Genomic DNA, 17,035 nt, shown 5'->3' with positions numbered 1-17,035 from the left:
TTTTAGAAAATTTCATGAAAAGGAGTTAGATAGGTGTTCAAAAATTATGTTTTATCACTAAAAAAAGAATTTTCAGGTTATGATCTTTCAAGATTTCAGAAAGATCTTTTGGCTGGAATCACAGTAGCTGCTGTAGCATTGCCTTTAGCCTTGGCTTTTGGGGTATCAAGCGGAGCCGATGCGTCCGCAGGTTTGATTACGGCTATCATTGCCGGTATCGTTATTGGCGGTTTATCAGGCGGTTTTTATCAAATATCAGGTCCGACAGGCGCAATGGCAGCTATTCTAATGTCCATTGCGGCAACAAAGGGAATGCAAGGTGTGTTGCTTGCTACTTTTTTGGCAGGTCTATTTTTACTTGCAGCAGGACTTTTCCGATTAGGAACACTAACTTCTTTTATCCCAGCACCAGTAATCACAGGATTTACTTCAGGTATTGCTATTATTATTGCATTAGGTCAGATTGATAATTTGTTTGGTGTTCATTCGGAAGGTACAAATGTTATTGAAAAGCTAAGTAGTTATCAAACACTAGGTTTTCCAATAAACATAGCATCTTTGATTATGGGAGGACTAGTCATTTTAGGGATGTTCATCTATCCGAAAAAATGGGCGAAACGAATGCCTAGTTCGCTGTTGGCCATCATTTTAGCAACAGTAGTTACGCTACTGTGTCATTTACCAGTAGCCACTGTTGGTAACATCCCACAAACATTGATCAGCAGTAATCGCTTGGGCTTGGGAGATTTTAGCTTTTCTGCCTTGCAACAAGTAGCAGTTCCGGCTATTAGCATTGCTCTGTTAGGGATGATTGAGAGCTTATTATGTGGTGCTTCTGCTGGTCGAATGGCAAATAAATCATTAGACAGTAACCAAGAATTAGTGGCACAAGGGGTTGGAAATCTATTGCTTCCTTTTTTTGGCGGGATTCCTGCTACTGCAGCCATTGCTCGTACAAGTGTGGCCATCAAATCTGGCGCACAAACCAGATTAGCTGGCATGATACATGCAGTTGTCTTGTTGCTCTCCATGCTTGTTTTTGCGCCAGTGATGTCACAGATTCCGATGCCGGCACTTGCAGGCGTTTTGATCGTGACGGCTTGGCGTATGAATGAATGGAGAACGATTAAGGAGCTATTTGTTCATAAATATTGGTCAGCTATTCTATTGTTTGTTCTTACAATGATTTGTACAGTCATCTTTGATTTAAGTATTGCTATTGTAATTGGGATTATCGGCGGTTGTGTATTTTTTGTTGTAAAAAGTGCGGCTATCACGATTTCATTAGAAACAATCGATTGGCAAAGAATGGGGCTGCCAGAAACGGAAAAGCTGAATAATTGGACAGTAGTGTACATTAGCGGTCCGCTGTTTTTCATGTCTTCAGAAAAACTAAAAAATAAATTGGAAGAACTAAACCATCACGACGGTGTCATCTTCTCCATGCGTGGGGTACCAAGTATTGATTTGACGGCACGTGCAGTTTTTGATGAATTTCAAGAAAAAGCAGAACAGAGAGGACAAACGATTATTTATACTTCCTTGCAGCCAGAAGTAGAAAAACAGCTTTCTCACTTATGGGAATATACATCCACACATCAACATCAAACAGTTGCTCATGCGTTGACAGCATTGCATGCGAAATATACGGCAATGAGCCATTAAAACACTGAAAAAGAACAGACAAGACTGGAAACTAAAAATTTCACCGTCTTGTCTGTTCTTTTTAATCTTGTTGTAAAAGTGAAGCTAGTACTTGCCAATCTTGATGGATAACAGGTACAAGGGAACGATTGTAGAAAATAGCTGCTGGATGAAAAAGTGGAAGGATACGGTAGTTTTTTTCTGACCATTCGTAGGCATCTTTTTGTTCTGTTAGCTGTAAGACGGGACCTGTATAGAGTTGACCATGGTTTTTGGTAACTGTATATTCTTTACCAAGTAATCGTTGCAGGCCAATATTTCCAAGTGTCGCAATTAATTTTGGCTGGACTTCCATCAGTTCGTAATCCAGTATCGGTGCGTGTGCAAATACTTCGGATCGAGTAGGTGTACGATTTGGATAAACAGTTTCTGTCTGTTGTGTCCGTTTATTGATCCGATGAGTCACGCGATACGGGCGACTCCGTACAGCACTGGTGATATAAACCTCTTCTCGTGTTAAACCAGTGGAAGAAAGTGCCTGCATCAATTCTTTTCCAGCTTGTCCGCTAAAAGGGATGTGTGTATCAATCTCTGTTTTCCCTGGGGCTTCTCCTACAAGCATTAATTTAGGATGAAGAGGTCCTTGCCCAGCGACAAACCCTTCTACAGGACGGCCGTTCATCCTTAAAGAAGCCTCTTGTATCAATTCTGTTGGATATTCCATTTGTGCTCCTCCTTTTTCTTTTATTATAAGAAGAAAAGAAACGCAATGCGACTATTTTATTTGGCAGAAACGAAGAGGAAAGAAAAGCAGGAGCACGATTGTTTAAATCTTTATTTCATTTTTTGACTTTAAATTTAGTTGACGAACAGCGGCTATTCTGGTAAGCTAGTACTGTTGTAATTGTGGACTCCACAGCTACAACCGCTCAGAACAAGTAATAAGCACAGCAGATGCTGTCACTTCGGATGGCGAGTCTAAGTATATCAGAAGGAGGTGCTTTATAGCATGTACGCAATTATTAAAACTGGTGGTAAACAAGTAAAAGTTGAAGTTGGACAAGCAATCTATGTTGAAAAACTTGACGTTGAAGCAGGAGAAAAAGTTGTTTTTGACGAAGTTATCTTAGTAGGTGGCGAATCTACAAAAGTAGGCGCTCCAACTGTTGCAGGTGCAACTGTTGAAGGTACTGTTGAAAAACACGGCAAACAAAAGAAAGTCGTTACTTTCAAATACAAACCTAAAAAACATTCACACCGCAAACAAGGTCATCGTCAACCATATACAAAAGTGGTTATCGACGCGATCAACGCTTAATCAGCGTTTGAGAAAGAAGGCCTATATATGATCAAAGGAACATTTAAGCGAAATGACGCAGGTCAGATCGTTTCATTCACTTTGACCGGGCATGCTGATGCTGGTCCTTATGGAAGTGATATCGTTTGTGCAGGTGTTTCTGCGTTAGCGATCAGCACTGTCAACGGGATTGCCTCATTAGCCGGTTTTGAACCGATTGTTGAAATGAATGAAGAAGAAGGCGGTTATCTTTATACCGAAGTCACTTCAGGAATGACACAAGAACAAAACAATATTGCTGAGATTCTATTAGAAAATCTTTTATTAGGTTTACAATCAATAGAAGCTGAAAACTCAGAATATATCCAAATTAAAACAATCAATGATAAATAGGAGGTGCAGACCATGTTGTTATCTATGAATCTACAATTATTTGCCCACAAAAAAGGTGGCGGTTCTACATCTAACGGCCGTGACTCAGAATCAAAACGTCTAGGTGCTAAACGCGCTGATGGACAAACAGTTACAGGTGGATCAATTCTTTACCGTCAACGCGGTACAAAAATCTATCCAGGTGTAAACGTGGGTATCGGTGGAGACGACACTTTATTTGCAAAAGTTGATGGCGTAGTACGTTTCGAACGTAAAGGCCGTAACAAAAAACAAGTGTCTGTTTATCCAGTAGCTCAAGAAGCTTAATTGAATCTTGCGATTAAAGAGGTTGTGACAAGACTTTTGTCACAGCCTCTTTTTTTGTTTATAAAAATAAAAGTTGTAATGAAGGATGCGAAGGTTACCATGTCTTTTTACGCTTAATATTTTTTTGCCATCTTGTAATCAGGATGTTTTGATAACTATTGTTTTTATTGATGAAAGCGTTATTGTCTACTATCAGGAGCATCATTGTAGGATAAATAGTGTTCTTTTTCTTGTTTCCGATATAAAAATGGAATTGATATTTTGTGTTCTTTTATTTTCATTACGCTTGTCCCTTCGCTTGTTGTCAACAAAACAAAATCAGGTAAATAGTTGACGAAACGGAAATAAATACATAGTATTATGTTTTGAAGCCTAAGAACAACAGTCTATAGAAAAGGAGCGATACCATTGGCAAAACGCATGGACCGAATTTATATGTATGTCAAAGAAAAAACCGCTCATTTAACAAAGGCAGAATATGACCAAGGAGTAACGACACAAGAAATTGCTGAAGTGTTAGGAATCCAACGAACGAATAGCAGTAAGGATCTGAATCAGCTAGTGCGCGAAGGAAAATTGATAAAGACAGATGGACGACCAGTACGTTACATATATCAAACACTCGCTACGCACGTAAAGCCAGCTACAAAACATGTGGTCAAGTTACAAAGAAACGCCGGTCTCTGAAGAAAAAAATACGCTCCAGATAGATACTAAGGATATCTTTGCAAAAATCATTGGAGCTAATGGCAGCATGAAAAACTCGGTGGAACAGGCAAAAGCTGCGATCTTGTATCCGCCAAGAGGATTAAATTGCTTGATTACAGGACCTACCGGATCAGGAAAGACTTATTTTGCGCACGCGATGTATCACTTTGCCAAAGCACATCATGTAATAGATGAGGAAACGGAACTGATTGTTTTCAATTGTGCTGATTACGCGAATAATCCTGAGCTTTTGATGAGCCATTTATTTGGGTATGCAAAAGGAGCCTTTACAGGTGCAGATGAAGAAAAAATGGGAATTATCGATCAAGCGGATGGTGGTATGCTATTTCTGGATGAAATTCACCGATTGCCTCCAGAAGGTCAAGAAATGATCTTTTACTTTATGGATCACGGGACTTACAGCCGACTTGGAGAAACAACGAAATCCCATGAAGCAAATGTACGAATCGTAGGTGCGACCACAGAAGATCCAGGCTCTTCGCTATTGGAAACTTTTGTTCGGCGTATCCCAATTAATATCAAACTTCCGGCTTTTGAAAAACGTCCTGCAAATGAGAAAGTCGATTTAGTAAAAATTATGATTGCCCACGAAGCGAACCGCACGCAACGAAAGATCTCTTTGACAGAAGATGTAGCAAAAGCACTGATTGGCAGTGTGACTTATGGGAATATAGGTCAATTGAAGTCGAATATCCAGTTAGTATGCGCACGAGGATTTCTAAATCATATGCAATCTCCCGAAATATCGATTACGATTGATGATTTGACAGAAGGGATTCGTAGCGGATTGATTCAATTAGCAAGCAACCGCAGTGCAATGGCAGAGCTTTCTAAAATATTGGAGCCAAAGATAACTGTAGCACCAAACGATACGATCATGAAAATCCAATCAGACTCCTATGAATTACCTTATAATCTATATGATATCATCGGAGATAAAGCAGCTTTGCTGAAGTCGGATGGGTTGGACCAAGAAGCAATCAATCACTTTATTTCTACAGATATCAATATCCATCTGAAGTCTTTTTATAAAGACCATGGGTTTTCTTTTAATGCAGATAGCAAATTAGCAGAATTTGTAGATCCAAAAATCATAGAAGTGACCAATCAGATTTATGTAATGGTCAAAAGATCTTTACCATATGAGTTTCAGCAAAACTTTATTTATGCTATGAGCTTGCATATCAGTTCGTTTTTGAAAAAAATAAATTTAGGAGAAGAACGGCATACGAATGATAATATCCGTGAGATGGCATTTGATTTTCCAGATGAATATGCTGTTGCGAAAGAAGTGCGTAGTTATATAGAAACGTATTTTCAAGTGGATATTCCAGAAAGTGAAGACTACTACTTGACTGTTCTACTCGTCTCGTTACGGGCGAACCAAGCAAGCGGCAGAATCGGTGTAGTCGTTGCGGCTCACGGAAACAGTACAGCAAGCAGTATGGTTCAGGTTGTCCAACAGTTGTTAGATGCAGAGAACGTACGAGCAGTAGACATGCCGTTGGATATGGATCCGAAAACAGCTTTAGACCGAATTGAACGCAATGTACAAGAAGTAGATGAAGGAAGCGGGGTCATACTATTAGTGGATATGGGGTCCCTCGCCTCATTTAATTCACAAATTCAGCGAGACACTGGGATACCTGTACGTACCGTTGACATGGTAACGACTTCTCTAGTTTTGGAAACCGTACGAAAGGTCTCTGTATTAGGGACAGATTTAGATATGTTGCATGAATCGTTGAAGAATTTTCGAGGTTACGCAGAAATATCTTCTGTAGAACCTGTCCAGGAAACAAAACCTATCCATAAGAAAAAAGCTGTTTTGGCTATTTGTGCATCTGGCGAAGGTACAGCACAAAGAATCAAAGAATTGATCGAACGAGCGGTAAATAAGCGTCAAGAAACAGAATTAGAAGTTTTAGCTTTGTCGATTGTGGAAGTGAAAGAAGAATTGCCAGTCATCCAAAAAGAATATCAGATCATAGCAACTACTGGAATTACTGATTTGAATATCCAAGCACCATTTATTCCTTTAGAGCGCTTCATTGATCAAAATATCGAAGTCATTTTGGATCAGTTGCTTATGGAATCAGAAATGGAAGAAACTGAATTCGTCTCGCTAGATGAAGAGACAGCTAAAAAAACATGTGTTGAGTTTATCTCTGAGAACTTCATCTTTATCAATGGTAGTAAACTAATCGATCCAATGTGGCAATTTTCTACACAAATCTCTCAGACGATGGGAATTGGCGATGAAGAATATGGCTTTAAGATCAACTTGGTGATGCACACAGCAGGAATGATCGAACGGATTATTCGAAATGAAACGTTGACGGTGGAAGAAAACGAATTGACGAACACAACGAGTGATCCTCTTTATAATCAATTAACAGCCTCGGTTGTCCTGCTAGAAGATAAGATAAAAGTAAAAGTGCCAATAGAAGAAATGTATTATCTGCTACGTCTAGTGCATAATCAGCTAGATAAAAAAGAATACACTATGCCGTAAATACACAAAAACGATACACTTTTATAGTGTATCGTTTTTGTGTATTGGTTAAGAATCCTTTAAATTCAATTAGTGTATCGCAAAAAAGTTGGCACGCTTTTTGCTTATAGTAGTGTGTGCTAGGAGGTGGTTGTTCACACAGAAATGATAGGGGTTTCTGTGAAGTAGTGAGGAAGAAGGAGTTTTGCAGATGGATATTCGATTGGCACGTATAGATGATCGTTTAATCCACGGGCAAGTCGCAACAGTTTGGTCGAAGCAAACAGGTGTTGAACGTATCATTGTGATCAGCGATGTAGTTGCTCAAGATAAATTGAGAAAGTTTCTATTAAAAGAAGCTGCACCGCCGGGAATCACAGCAAATGTAATAACCGTGCAGAAAATGATTCAAATCTATCATAGTGGACTATTATCACGAGCGAAAGTGATGCTTTTATTCACCAATCCCCAAGATGTTGAAGCGGTTGTCCGCTGCGGTGTACAGTTGAAGTCGTTGAATATCGGCGGTATGAGTTTTACTGAAGGCAAATCAATGATTACCAATTTTGTTTCAGTAAATCAACAAGATATTGATTCCTTTCGTTACTTGAACAGTCAAGAAGTGGAGTTAGAGATTCGAAAAGTACCTGCTGACAGGAAAATCCTTTTGATGGAACTACTAGCGAAAATCAAAAAGGTGTAACAAAAATGGTTGTTGGAAAAGGTCAAATAATTCTGTTGTAATGGTTAGCAATTATTAATATTTTTGAATTTGTTACAACAAAAGTAAATAGGAGGTATAAATATGGTAGGGATTATCCTAGCAAGTCATGGACAATTTGCTGAAGGAATCTTACAATCCGGTTCAATGATCTTTGGCGAACAAGAAAACGTCAAAGCCGTGATTTTGAAACCAAGTGAAGGTCCAGATGACTTGAGAGCCAAATTGGAAGAAGCGGTTGCTTCTTTTGATAATCAAGACGAAGTGTTATTCTTAGTTGATTTATGGGGCGGAACACCGTTCAATCAATCAAACACATTATTCGAAGAGCACAAAGATAAATGGGCAATCGTCAGCGGTTTGAATTTGCCAATGTTGATTGAAGCCTATGCATCACGCTTTTCAATGGAATCTGCTCATGAAATTGCAGCGCATATCATTGAAACAGCAAAAGATGGTGTAAAAGTGAAACCGGAAGAATTAGAACCGGCAGAAGCACCGAAAGCAGCAGTTGAAGACGCACAACCTAAAGGAGCACTTCCGGAAGGAACTGTGGTCGGAGACGGGAAAATCAAATATGTATTAGCTCGTGTTGACTCACGTCTGTTACATGGACAAGTTGCGACAGCTTGGACAAAAGCAGTGCAACCAAACCGTATTATCGTTGTTTCAGATGCAGTATCAAAGGATGATCTGCGTAAGAGACTAATCGAACAAGCTGCTCCTCCAGGTGTAAAAGCAAATGTTATTCCTATTAGCAAAATGATCGAAGTGGCAAAAGACCCTCGTTTTGGAAATACCAAAGCATTGCTTTTATTTGAAAATCCTGAAGACGTATTGACAGCTGTTGAAGGTGGCGTGGACATCAAAGAATTAAATGTTGGGTCAATGGCGCATTCAGTTGGTAAAGTCGTTGTAAGTAAAGTATTGTCTATGGGACAAGAAGATGTTGAAGCGTTTGAGAAGCTTGAACAAAAAGGTGTGAAATTCGATGTACGTAAAGTACCTAATGATTCACGCGATAACATGGATGACATTTTGAAAAAAGCAAAAGCTGAATTAGCAAAAGCGTAATAAATAATATTAAAATTTATAGGAGGCTTATCATGTCTATTATTTCAATAATTTTAGTCGTATTAGTTGCCTTTCTAGCTGGTATGGAAGGTATTCTTGATGAATTTCAATTTCATCAACCACTAGTGGCATGTACATTGATCGGTTTAGTTACCGGTAACCTCGAAGCTGGTATCGTACTTGGCGGTACGCTTCAAATGATCGCTTTAGGTTGGGCAAATATCGGTGCCGCTGTAGCACCAGATGCTGCATTAGCATCAGTAGCATCAGCAATTATTTTAGTTTTAGGTGGACAAGGTGTTAAAGGTGTTCCTTCTGCGATCGCGATTGCCGTTCCTTTGGCTGTTGCAGGGTTGTTCTTAACAATGATCGTACGTACAATCGCTGTTCCAATCGTTCATTTGATGGATGCGGCTGCTGAAGAAGGAAACATCCGTAAGGTTGAAATGTGGCACATCATTGCTGTATGTTTACAAGGGGTTCGTATCGCGGTCCCAGCAGCAGCATTGCTATTTATCCCAGCACAAACTGTGCAATCATTCCTTGAATCAATGCCAGCATGGTTAACAGATGGTATGGCTATCGGTGGGGGAATGGTCGTAGCTGTAGGTTACGCTTTGGTAATCAACATGATGGCTACAAAAGAAGTATGGCCATTCTTCGTTATCGGTTTCGTTGTAGCTGCAATTTCTCAATTAACATTGATTGCTCTAGGTGCTTTAGGTGTTGCATTAGCTCTTATTTACTTGAACCTTTCTAAAATGGGTGGTTCATCAAATAATGGAGGCGGAAGCAACTCTGGTGACCCTTTAGGCGACATTTTGAATGACTATTAATCTTGAAGGAGGAAAATAAAATGGCAGAAGAAAAAATCAAATTATCAAAAAAAGATCGTTTAGCTGTTGCATGGCGCTCTACCTTCATTCAAGGTTCATGGAACTACGAACGTATGCAAAACGGTGGCTGGGCATTTTCTATGATTCCAGCAATCAAAAAATTATACAAAACAAAAGAAGAACGTTCTGCAGCATTGAAACGTCACTTGGAATTCTTTAATACACACCCATACATTGCTTCTCCAATTTTAGGGGTTACATTGGCACTGGAAGAAGAACGTGCGAATGGCGCACCTGTGGATGATGTAGCGATTCAAGGGGTTAAAGTAGGTATGATGGGTCCTTTAGCTGGTGTTGGTGACCCAGTGTTCTGGTTTACAGTACGTCCAATGCTAGGTGCACTAGGTGCTTCATTAGCTATGGGAGGAAATATCCTTGGACCAATCATCTTCTTCTTAGGTTGGAACATTATTCGTTGGGCATTCATGTGGTATACACAAGAATTCGGCTACAGAGCTGGTTCTAAAATTACGGATGACCTTTCTGGCGGATTATTACAAGACGTAACAAAAGGTGCTTCTATTTTAGGGATGTTCGTATTAGCTGCCTTGGTACAAAGATGGGTATCAATCAAATTCTTACCAGTTGTATCAACTGTAAAATTAGATAAAGGTGCTTACATCGAATGGGATAAATTACCTTCAGGTGGTGAAGGAATCAAGAGTGCATTTGAACAAGTTAATAATGGCTTAGCCCTTTCTCCTGAAAAGGTAACAACGTTACAAGACAACTTAGACCAATTGATTCCTGGTTTAGCTGCATTAGGATTAACATTGTTCTGTATGTGGTTGCTTAAGAAAAAAGTTTCTCCAATCGTTATTATCCTTGGCTTATTCGTAGTCGGTGTTGTAGGACACGTCATCGGACTTTTATAATCCATAAAAATATAGCTCGGGCGTTGTCCCGAGCTTTTTTTATATAGTATACTGTGAATAAACAGATATTTGGAGGGAGAAAATGGTTCAATCAATCAATACAAAAGTAGACTTAGTAATTGACGCTACTTCATTTACGGGGCTGACAGATTACGGACAAATCATGATAGGCGATAATGGCTTTGAATTTTACCATGCGCGAGACAAACGCAAATATATCCAAATTCCATGGGAAGAAGTGGATTATGTACTAGCATCGGTCATGCTAAAAGGAAAATGGATTCCTCGATATGCCATTCAAACGAAAAAAAATGGTACATACACATTTTCTTCCAAAGAACCTAAAAAAGTACTTCGTGCGATCAGAGAATATGTAGATGAAGATAGAATGGTACAATCATTGAGTTTCTTTGATGTAGTGAAACGTGGTATCCGTAGCATGTTTAAACGCAAATAAAAAATAAAGAAAACTTCTAAGGGGAGGTTTTCTTTATTTTTTTACTTTGCAGAAGAAAACATGAAATAGCAGAACCAATTATTTGTCCCCTTTAAATCCCTTATGCTAAAATTGATTAGCAAAGAAGGAGGTTATATTATGAGTTGGTTATGGACATTGATTGTTGGAGCTGTGATCGGAGCGATTGCAGGTGCAATCACCAGCAAAGGAAATTCGATGGGCTGTATCACGAATATCATTGCTGGATTAGTTGGTTCAAGTATTGGACAAGCGATTTTCGGCGAATGGGGACCAAAAGCTGCAGGTATGGCACTTATTCCATCTATTTTAGGCGCAGTGATTTTGGTAGCAGTTGTCTCGTTTTTCTTTGGAAAACGGTCATAAGTTTTTATAAAATAGTAAAGCTAAAGGAGTTGCGGCGAAACCGTGACTCCTTTTTGGCTTTCTTTCTTTAAAAGAAAAAGAAGTTTTCCGGAAATTTTTATTTAACTGTCGTGTACGAAGAAAAGTTTGCTATAATAGAAAAAAGCGTGCAAAGAAAGAGGGAGTTTCATTATGATGCTACGTGTAGAAAAATTGCGCAAAAAGATGCAAGAAGAAAATTTGGATTCATTTTTGGTTACCAGTCCGTACAATCTTCGTTACTTAACGAACTTTACAGGTACGACAGGATTAGCTGTTATTACTTTGGAAAAAGCATTTTTTATTACTGATTTTCGTTATACCGAGCAGGCGGCAGCGCAGGCTCAAGGGTTTGAAATTATTAAAAATGTCGGACCTATTTTTGATGAGGTAGCAAACTTAGTACGCAAAGAAGAACTGCACTCATTAGCTTTTGAGGAAACAACAGTCTCATTTTTAGAATATTCGGTTTTAGAAGAAATCATCGATGCGGAATTAGTCCCTGTTTCACAGATGATTGAAGAACTTAGAGAAGTGAAAGATGAAGAAGAAATCGCCATTATCGAAAAAGCATGTAATATTGCGGATATGGCATATGATCACATCCTGAAAATGATCCAACCTGGCATGACTGAGATTGAAGTCGCAAATCAACTAGACTTTTATATGCGTTCTCTTGGCGCTTCAGGTGTTTCTTTTGATACGATCGTTGCTAGCGGATTGCGTTCGGCTATGCCGCATGGTGTAGCAAGCAAGAAACTCATCGAACAAGGTGACTTGATCACGTTGGATTTTGGCTGCTATTACGAAGGGTATGTTTCTGATATGACACGTACATTCGCTATTGGTGATCCTGGAGAAAAATTAAAAGAAATTTATCAAGTAGTTCTAGACGCGCAATTAGCGGTTATTGATGCTGCGAAACCAGGAATGACTGGTGTCCAATTAGACGCAGTTGCTAGAGATTACATTTCAAAACATGGTTATGGTGAAGCATTTGGACATTCTACAGGTCATGGGATCGGTCTAGAGATCCACGAAGGACCGAATGTTTCTTCTCGTGCGGAAAAACAATTTGTACCGGGAAATGTAATTACTGACGAGCCAGGGATCTACTTACCAGGAATCGGCGGGGTACGTATTGAGGACGATTTGCTGATCACAGAAGATGGGAATCGCGTATTGACTCGTTCACCAAAAGAATTGATTATCTTATAGTCTCGTCCATAAAAGAAGTAAGCGTAAAAATCAGTGTTCACAGACTTTGTTATAGAAAATCGCTTGATTTAATGATACACTATAGAAGAACTTTTAAGCTGTAAGAGATAATAAAGTTGGATATTTTCTCCAATTCATAGCAATTTGCAGCTGATCGGCGGCAGTTTTTTTACCAAATGATCATTATAGCCGCATCATAGAGAATTCGGATATATCTCGTGCTTAGGCAAAGGGAGGAATAAATAAATGGCAGATGAAAAAAATTTGATTTTAAACGCAAACCAAGATTTGGGAGAGATCGTGATTGCTCCTGAAGTCATCGAAGTAATCATCGGGATTGCTGCTTCTAAAGTAGAAGGCGTATACGGAATGCGCGGAACTTTTGCCAGCAATGTCACTGAATTATTAGGACGAGCAGCTCACGGAAAAGGTGTTTACTTGGCAAATGAGGAAGATGGCTTGAAAGTAGATCTTTACTGCTACCTGGAATATGGTGTTTCAGTTCCTAAAGTTGCAATGGAAATGCAAGAACGGGTTAGCCAGCAAGTCCTTTTCATGACAGATATCGATCTAGCTGAAGTCAATATCCATGTAGTAGCTGTTGTTCCTGAAAAATTAGAACAACCAACAATCGAAGAACTTTTTGAAGACGAAGAGGAAGAGAATGAATAAAGAACTATCAAGACACGAGATTCGGGAGATGGCATTGCAGGCTTTATTTCCGTTAGACTTCAATGCAGACCTAACAAAAGAAGATGCGATTTTCAACGCAATCGAATTAGACCACCGCGACATGATCAATGAAGATGAATCAGAGTTTGTTCCTGTTTATCTTGATACGCTAGTTGGCGGTGTCTGTGCAAAAAAAGATGAATTGGATAAAGTGATCGAAAAACATTTGAAAAACAATTGGCATATCAATCGGATCTCAAAAATGGATTTGGTGATCTTGCGTATCGCGATTTTTGAAATGACTTATGTGACAGATGTACCAGCGGCTGTTGCTTTAAATGAAGCAATTGAGTTGGCAAAAACATTTAGTGATGACCGTTCGCGTAAATTCGTCAACGGTGTCTTATCCAATGTATTAAAAGAATTAGAAGCTGGGGCGTAAGTCCTAGCTTTTTTCTGTGAATCATCATAAACCTGTTATAAATCGGGAAAATTCTATGGTAGAATGAAAACAAAAAATATCTGGGAGTGGTTAGATGGCAGAATTGATTAACGGAAAAGAATTAGCTGAAAAAATGCAGGCAGAGATTGCTGAAAAAATCCAAAAATTGAAAGATAATGGTATCCATCCCGGATTAGTTGTTTTATTGGTAGGGGAAAATCCAGCCAGTCAAATCTATGTAAGAAATAAAGAACGCGTAGCAAAAGAAATCGGAATCCATTCATCAGTAGAGCGTTATCCTGAGACGATTTCTGAAGACGAACTACTTGCAGAAATCGAAAAATACAATCAAGATCCTAGATTTCATGGTATATTGGTCCAATTACCATTGCCAAAGCATATAGATGAAGAAAAGATCCTGTTAGCTATCCGTCCTGAAAAAGACGTAGATGGCTTTCATCCAATGAATTTAGGCAGACTCCTTGCGGGTAAACCGGACAAGATTCCTTGTACTCCATACGGCATCATGAAAATGTTTGAAGCTTATTCTATCGATCCGACGGGTAAACGAGCAGTAGTTATCGGACGAAGCAATATCGTCGGTAAACCGATGGCTCAGCTACTCTTGATGGCAGATGCAACTGTTACTGTTGCTCATTCTAAAACCGAAAATCTGGCTGAACTGGCACAAGAAGCAGATATTTTAGTCGTAGCAATAGGACGTGGACATTTTGTCACAAAAGAATTTGTAAAACCAGGTGCTGTAGTGATAGATGTAGGGATGAACCGTGATGCTAACGGTAAGCTGATCGGTGATGTGAAATTTGATGAAGTGGAGCCTATTGCAGGCTGGATCACTCCTGTGCCAAAAGGTGTAGGGCCAATGACTATCACGATGCTGATGTATCAAACCGTAAAATCTGCCGAAGCTTTTGGAGCAGGTGAATAAATGGCACAAGAATATTTAACTGTCACTACATTAACGAGGTATTTGAAACGTAAATTTGATGCCGATCCTTATTTAGAACGAGTATATTTAACAGGCGAAATATCGAATTTCCGTTTACGCGCCAACGCCCATCAATATTTCAGCTTAAAAGATGATCATGCAAAAATATCTGCTATTATGTTCAAAGGTGCATTCCAAAAATTACGATTCCAGCCAAAAGAAGGAATGAAAGTCCTTGTTGTTGGGCGTATTTCACTCTATGAAGCGGGAGGTTCGTATCAAATCTATGTAGAGCACATGGAGCCTGATGGAATAGGTGCTTTATATCAAGAATTGGAAGAACGAAAAGAAAAGCTGATGAAGGAAGGCCTTTTTCAAGGTCCTAAAAAAATGTTGCCACGTTTCCCAAAGCGAATCGCGATCCTTACCAGTCCAAGCGGAGCGGTTATCCGCGATATCATCACGACGGTGAAAAGAAGGTATCCAATTGTCCAATTGGTTTTGTTCCCAACCGTTGTACAAGGGAATCAAGCAGCGGACAATGTTGTCAAGAATATCCGACGAGTAGAAGAGATGGGGGATTTTGATACAATGATCATTGGTCGTGGAGGCGGATCAATTGAGGATTTGTGGCCGTTTAATGAAGAACGGGTTGCCCGAGCGATTTATCAAGCCAATACGCCGGTGATTTCATCTGTGGGACATGAAACAGATACCACGATCGCTGATTTAGTAGCAGATGTTCGGGCTGCTACTCCAACAGCAGCTGCAGAATTAGCTGTTCCTGTTTTGTCAGAAGAGTTGATGCGCATTCAAGAACGGCAAGCTAGATTGCAGCAGGCGTTTGTACGCCAGATCCAGCGTAAACAAGAACGGTTCGAGCGTGCTCGACGTTCCTATGTCTTTCGGCAGCCTGAAAGATTGTATGAAGGTCAGACCATCAAATTAGATCAATTGAAACAGCGATTATATCAAGCTACACAGCAGATTTATCATGCAAAAGAAAAGCAAACGATCGCGTTAAGCCACCAATTGGAACAAGTGGCTCCGCTTTATCGAGTCAAAGCAGCTCGCCAAGAAACTGCTTATCTAGAAAAACGTTTAGAAGAGAAAATCCAACAATATATGAAACAACAGCAGCAGCGTTTTGCTCAAGCTGTTCAATCTCTTGATTTGTTGAGTCCATTGAAAATCATGGGAAGAGGCTACAGCTATACGACGTTAAATGATCAAGTAGTAAAAAGTGTCTCCGAGATCCATCAAGGGGATTTGCTGACGATCCATTATCAAGATGGAATCGTTAAAGGACAAGTACAAGAGATAGACAAAGGAGAATAAAAATATGGAAAATCCAACTTTTGAAGAGTCACTGCAAGAATTAGAAAAAATCGTCATGCAGCTAGAACAAGGAGACGTTCCATTAGAATCAGCTCTAGATTCGTTTAAACGAGGAATGGAATTAAGCAAACATTGCCAAGATACCTTAGCTAAAGCAGAAGAAACCTTGACGAAAATGATGACAGAATCAAATGAAGAAGTTGATTTTGACGGAAACGAGGAAAGCTGAGATGAGATTAACTGACTTTTCAGCTATTCATCTACCTGCTGTAGAAAAAGAAATCTTGTCTTTTTTAGATGAACATACGACGGATAGAGCACTCTGTGATGCGATGACTTATTCAGTGAAAGCAGGTGGAAAAAGAATCCGTCCATTATTACTTTTAACGGCTGTTGCTTCCTTTGATGAGCCTATCGATGTTCCCGTCTATCAAGTAGCGGCTGCTTTAGAAATGGTGCATACGTATTCCTTGATCCACGATGATTTGCCTGCGATGGACAATGATGATCTTCGAAGGGGAAAACCTACCAATCACAAAGTATTCGGCGAAGCGTTAGCTATATTGGCTGGAGATGGTTTACTGACAGGCGCATTCCAGCTGATCAGTATGGCACACTTAGGTAATTCTCCTAAGCTTCTGTTGCTTCAGCAATTAGCTGTTTGTGCGGGATCACAAGGTATGGTGGCTGGACAAGCTGCAGATATCGAAGGCGAATCGAAAAAGCTTTCGTTAGAGGAATTAGCATTTATTCATGAAAGGAAGACAGGGCGTTTGATTCGTTATGCCTTGCTAGCTGGAGGTATATTAGCGAAGCAACCTGAAGAAATCTTATTGCTACTTCAACGATTAGCCGAACATTTAGGTTTGGCTTTCCAGATAAGAGATGATCTACTTGATGTGATTGGTACAACGAAAACATTAGGGAAAACAGCTGGTAAAGATGAACGTATGGAAAAAAACACTTACCCGCGTTTATTAGGCCTAGAAAAGACACGTGAGGCATTGGAGATTGAGTTGTTATCCGCCAATAAGATCATAGACAAATTAGAAGAGGACGTTTTTTCTTTTGATGGCGGGATGATGCGCCAGATGCTCAAGCAATTTGATGTGGAGAAATGAGGGAAAG

General features: G+C 39.6%; 18 protein-coding genes, 1 pseudogene and 1 other annotated feature. Of the genes and pseudogenes, 18 read left to right on the top strand and 1 reads right to left on the bottom strand.

The genetic code is table 11. The features are described from left to right. Nucleotides 1-33 precede the first annotated feature (33 nt). Complete coding sequence (locus ESP02_RS00445) at nt 34-1,665, top strand: SulP family inorganic anion transporter (RefSeq protein ID WP_002372724.1); 1,632 nt, start codon at nt 34-36, stop codon at nt 1,663-1,665. A gap of 61 nt (nt 1,666-1,726) precedes the next feature. Here ESP02_RS00445 and ESP02_RS00440 read toward each other — a convergent pair whose 3' ends face one another. Then, entirely contained in the window at nt 1,727-2,368 is a 642-nt protein-coding gene (locus ESP02_RS00440; RefSeq protein ID WP_002315417.1) for a uracil-DNA glycosylase, read from the bottom strand. A 189-nt stretch (nt 2,369-2,557) separates the two neighbouring features. Then, nucleotides 2,558-2,634, top strand: a sequence feature (ribosomal protein L21 leader region). Between the two features lie 19 nt (nt 2,635-2,653). Between ESP02_RS00440 and rplU the strand changes: the two genes are divergently transcribed. The 17 genes and pseudogenes from rplU (at nt 2,654) to ESP02_RS00355 (ending at nt 17,028) form a co-directional block, all read left to right on the top strand. Continuing rightward, nucleotides 2,654-2,962, top strand: coding sequence for a 50S ribosomal protein L21 (rplU, locus tag ESP02_RS00435; protein ID WP_002289450.1), 309 nt, complete (start codon nt 2,654-2,656; stop codon nt 2,960-2,962). 27 nt (nt 2,963-2,989) lie between these two features. Continuing rightward, nucleotides 2,990-3,334 (top strand): ribosomal-processing cysteine protease Prp, encoded by a 345-nt coding sequence (locus ESP02_RS00430; RefSeq protein ID WP_002289451.1) that lies wholly within the window; start codon nt 2,990-2,992, stop codon nt 3,332-3,334. Nucleotides 3,335-3,346: 12 nt separating this feature from the next. After that, on the top strand, nt 3,347-3,640 hold the full coding sequence (gene rpmA, locus ESP02_RS00425) for a 50S ribosomal protein L27 (protein ID WP_002289452.1): 294 nt from the start codon (nt 3,347-3,349) through the stop codon (nt 3,638-3,640). A gap of 435 nt (nt 3,641-4,075) precedes the next feature. Then, a pseudogene (locus ESP02_RS00420) lies at nt 4,076-6,884 on the top strand (sigma 54-interacting transcriptional regulator). A 190-nt stretch (nt 6,885-7,074) separates the two neighbouring features. Next, nucleotides 7,075-7,566 carry a mannose/fructose/sorbose PTS transporter subunit IIB gene (locus tag ESP02_RS00415; protein ID WP_002289455.1) on the top strand — a complete coding sequence of 164 codons (492 nt, stop codon included), beginning with the start codon at nt 7,075-7,077 and terminating at the stop codon, nt 7,564-7,566. A 102-nt stretch (nt 7,567-7,668) separates the two neighbouring features. Next, entirely contained in the window at nt 7,669-8,658 is a 990-nt protein-coding gene (locus ESP02_RS00410) for a mannose/fructose/sorbose PTS transporter subunit IIB (protein WP_002289456.1), read from the top strand. Between the two features lie 32 nt (nt 8,659-8,690). Next, entirely contained in the window at nt 8,691-9,494 is an 804-nt protein-coding gene (locus ESP02_RS00405; RefSeq protein WP_002294546.1) for a PTS mannose/fructose/sorbose transporter subunit IIC, read from the top strand. Between the two features lie 20 nt (nt 9,495-9,514). Further along, the gene (locus ESP02_RS00400; protein WP_002310262.1) at nt 9,515-10,429 is read left to right on the top strand and encodes a PTS system mannose/fructose/sorbose family transporter subunit IID; all 915 of its coding nucleotides are present in this window, start codon (nt 9,515-9,517) and stop codon (nt 10,427-10,429) included. An 82-nt stretch (nt 10,430-10,511) separates the two neighbouring features. Next, nucleotides 10,512-10,886, top strand: coding sequence for a DUF956 family protein (locus ESP02_RS00395; protein WP_002310263.1), 375 nt, complete (start codon nt 10,512-10,514; stop codon nt 10,884-10,886). Between the two features lie 138 nt (nt 10,887-11,024). Next, nucleotides 11,025-11,270 (top strand): GlsB/YeaQ/YmgE family stress response membrane protein, encoded by a 246-nt coding sequence (locus ESP02_RS00390; RefSeq protein ID WP_002291892.1) that lies wholly within the window; start codon nt 11,025-11,027, stop codon nt 11,268-11,270. Between the two features lie 171 nt (nt 11,271-11,441). Further along, nucleotides 11,442-12,506 (top strand): Xaa-Pro peptidase family protein, encoded by a 1,065-nt coding sequence (locus ESP02_RS00385; RefSeq protein WP_002315415.1) that lies wholly within the window; start codon nt 11,442-11,444, stop codon nt 12,504-12,506. 246 nt (nt 12,507-12,752) lie between these two features. Then, on the top strand, nt 12,753-13,178 hold the full coding sequence (locus tag ESP02_RS00380; protein ID WP_002291889.1) for an Asp23/Gls24 family envelope stress response protein: 426 nt from the start codon (nt 12,753-12,755) through the stop codon (nt 13,176-13,178). Continuing rightward, entirely contained in the window at nt 13,171-13,620 is a 450-nt protein-coding gene (gene nusB, locus ESP02_RS00375) for a transcription antitermination factor NusB (protein ID WP_002286662.1), read from the top strand. The genes ESP02_RS00380 and nusB overlap by 8 nt, the downstream gene beginning before the upstream one ends. 94 nt (nt 13,621-13,714) lie before the next feature. After that, the gene (locus tag ESP02_RS00370; RefSeq protein ID WP_002375276.1) at nt 13,715-14,569 is read left to right on the top strand and encodes a bifunctional methylenetetrahydrofolate dehydrogenase/methenyltetrahydrofolate cyclohydrolase; all 855 of its coding nucleotides are present in this window, start codon (nt 13,715-13,717) and stop codon (nt 14,567-14,569) included. Then, nucleotides 14,570-15,907, top strand: coding sequence for an exodeoxyribonuclease VII large subunit (gene xseA, locus ESP02_RS00365; RefSeq protein WP_002315413.1), 1,338 nt, complete (start codon nt 14,570-14,572; stop codon nt 15,905-15,907). A 4-nt stretch (nt 15,908-15,911) separates the two neighbouring features. Next, a complete protein-coding gene (locus ESP02_RS00360; protein WP_002286657.1) occupies nt 15,912-16,136 on the top strand; it encodes an exodeoxyribonuclease VII small subunit in 225 nt (74 codons plus the stop codon). 1 nt (nt 16,137) lies between these two features. After that, nucleotides 16,138-17,028 carry a polyprenyl synthetase family protein gene (locus ESP02_RS00355; protein ID WP_002375275.1) on the top strand — a complete coding sequence of 297 codons (891 nt, stop codon included), beginning with the start codon at nt 16,138-16,140 and terminating at the stop codon, nt 17,026-17,028. Nucleotides 17,029-17,035: the final 7 nt, after the last annotated feature.

Source organism: Enterococcus sp. NBRC 3427 (assembly GCF_007996925.1).
GTDB lineage: Bacteria > Bacillota > Bacilli > Lactobacillales > Enterococcaceae > Enterococcus_B > Enterococcus_B lactis.
The sequence above is the reverse complement of the archived record's forward strand: the minus strand, read 5'-3'. Positions and strand labels throughout refer to the sequence as shown.

Coding starts and splice junctions, on each gene's coding strand:
- ESP02_RS00440 (WP_002315417.1), bottom strand. CDS start 2,368: ATGGAATATCCAACAGAATTGATACAAGAGGCTTCTTTAAGGATGAAC.
- rplU (WP_002289450.1), top strand. CDS start 2,654: ATGTACGCAATTATTAAAACTGGTGGTAAACAAGTAAAAGTTGAAGTT.
- ESP02_RS00430 (WP_002289451.1), top strand. CDS start 2,990: ATGATCAAAGGAACATTTAAGCGAAATGACGCAGGTCAGATCGTTTCA.
- rpmA (WP_002289452.1), top strand. CDS start 3,347: ATGTTGTTATCTATGAATCTACAATTATTTGCCCACAAAAAAGGTGGC.
- ESP02_RS00415 (WP_002289455.1), top strand. CDS start 7,075: ATGGATATTCGATTGGCACGTATAGATGATCGTTTAATCCACGGGCAA.
- ESP02_RS00410 (WP_002289456.1), top strand. CDS start 7,669: ATGGTAGGGATTATCCTAGCAAGTCATGGACAATTTGCTGAAGGAATC.
- ESP02_RS00405 (WP_002294546.1), top strand. CDS start 8,691: ATGTCTATTATTTCAATAATTTTAGTCGTATTAGTTGCCTTTCTAGCT.
- ESP02_RS00400 (WP_002310262.1), top strand. CDS start 9,515: ATGGCAGAAGAAAAAATCAAATTATCAAAAAAAGATCGTTTAGCTGTT.
- ESP02_RS00395 (WP_002310263.1), top strand. CDS start 10,512: ATGGTTCAATCAATCAATACAAAAGTAGACTTAGTAATTGACGCTACT.
- ESP02_RS00390 (WP_002291892.1), top strand. CDS start 11,025: ATGAGTTGGTTATGGACATTGATTGTTGGAGCTGTGATCGGAGCGATT.
- ESP02_RS00385 (WP_002315415.1), top strand. CDS start 11,442: ATGATGCTACGTGTAGAAAAATTGCGCAAAAAGATGCAAGAAGAAAAT.
- ESP02_RS00380 (WP_002291889.1), top strand. CDS start 12,753: ATGGCAGATGAAAAAAATTTGATTTTAAACGCAAACCAAGATTTGGGA.
- nusB (WP_002286662.1), top strand. CDS start 13,171: ATGAATAAAGAACTATCAAGACACGAGATTCGGGAGATGGCATTGCAG.
- ESP02_RS00370 (WP_002375276.1), top strand. CDS start 13,715: ATGGCAGAATTGATTAACGGAAAAGAATTAGCTGAAAAAATGCAGGCA.
- xseA (WP_002315413.1), top strand. CDS start 14,570: ATGGCACAAGAATATTTAACTGTCACTACATTAACGAGGTATTTGAAA.
- ESP02_RS00360 (WP_002286657.1), top strand. CDS start 15,912: ATGGAAAATCCAACTTTTGAAGAGTCACTGCAAGAATTAGAAAAAATC.
- ESP02_RS00355 (WP_002375275.1), top strand. CDS start 16,138: ATGAGATTAACTGACTTTTCAGCTATTCATCTACCTGCTGTAGAAAAA.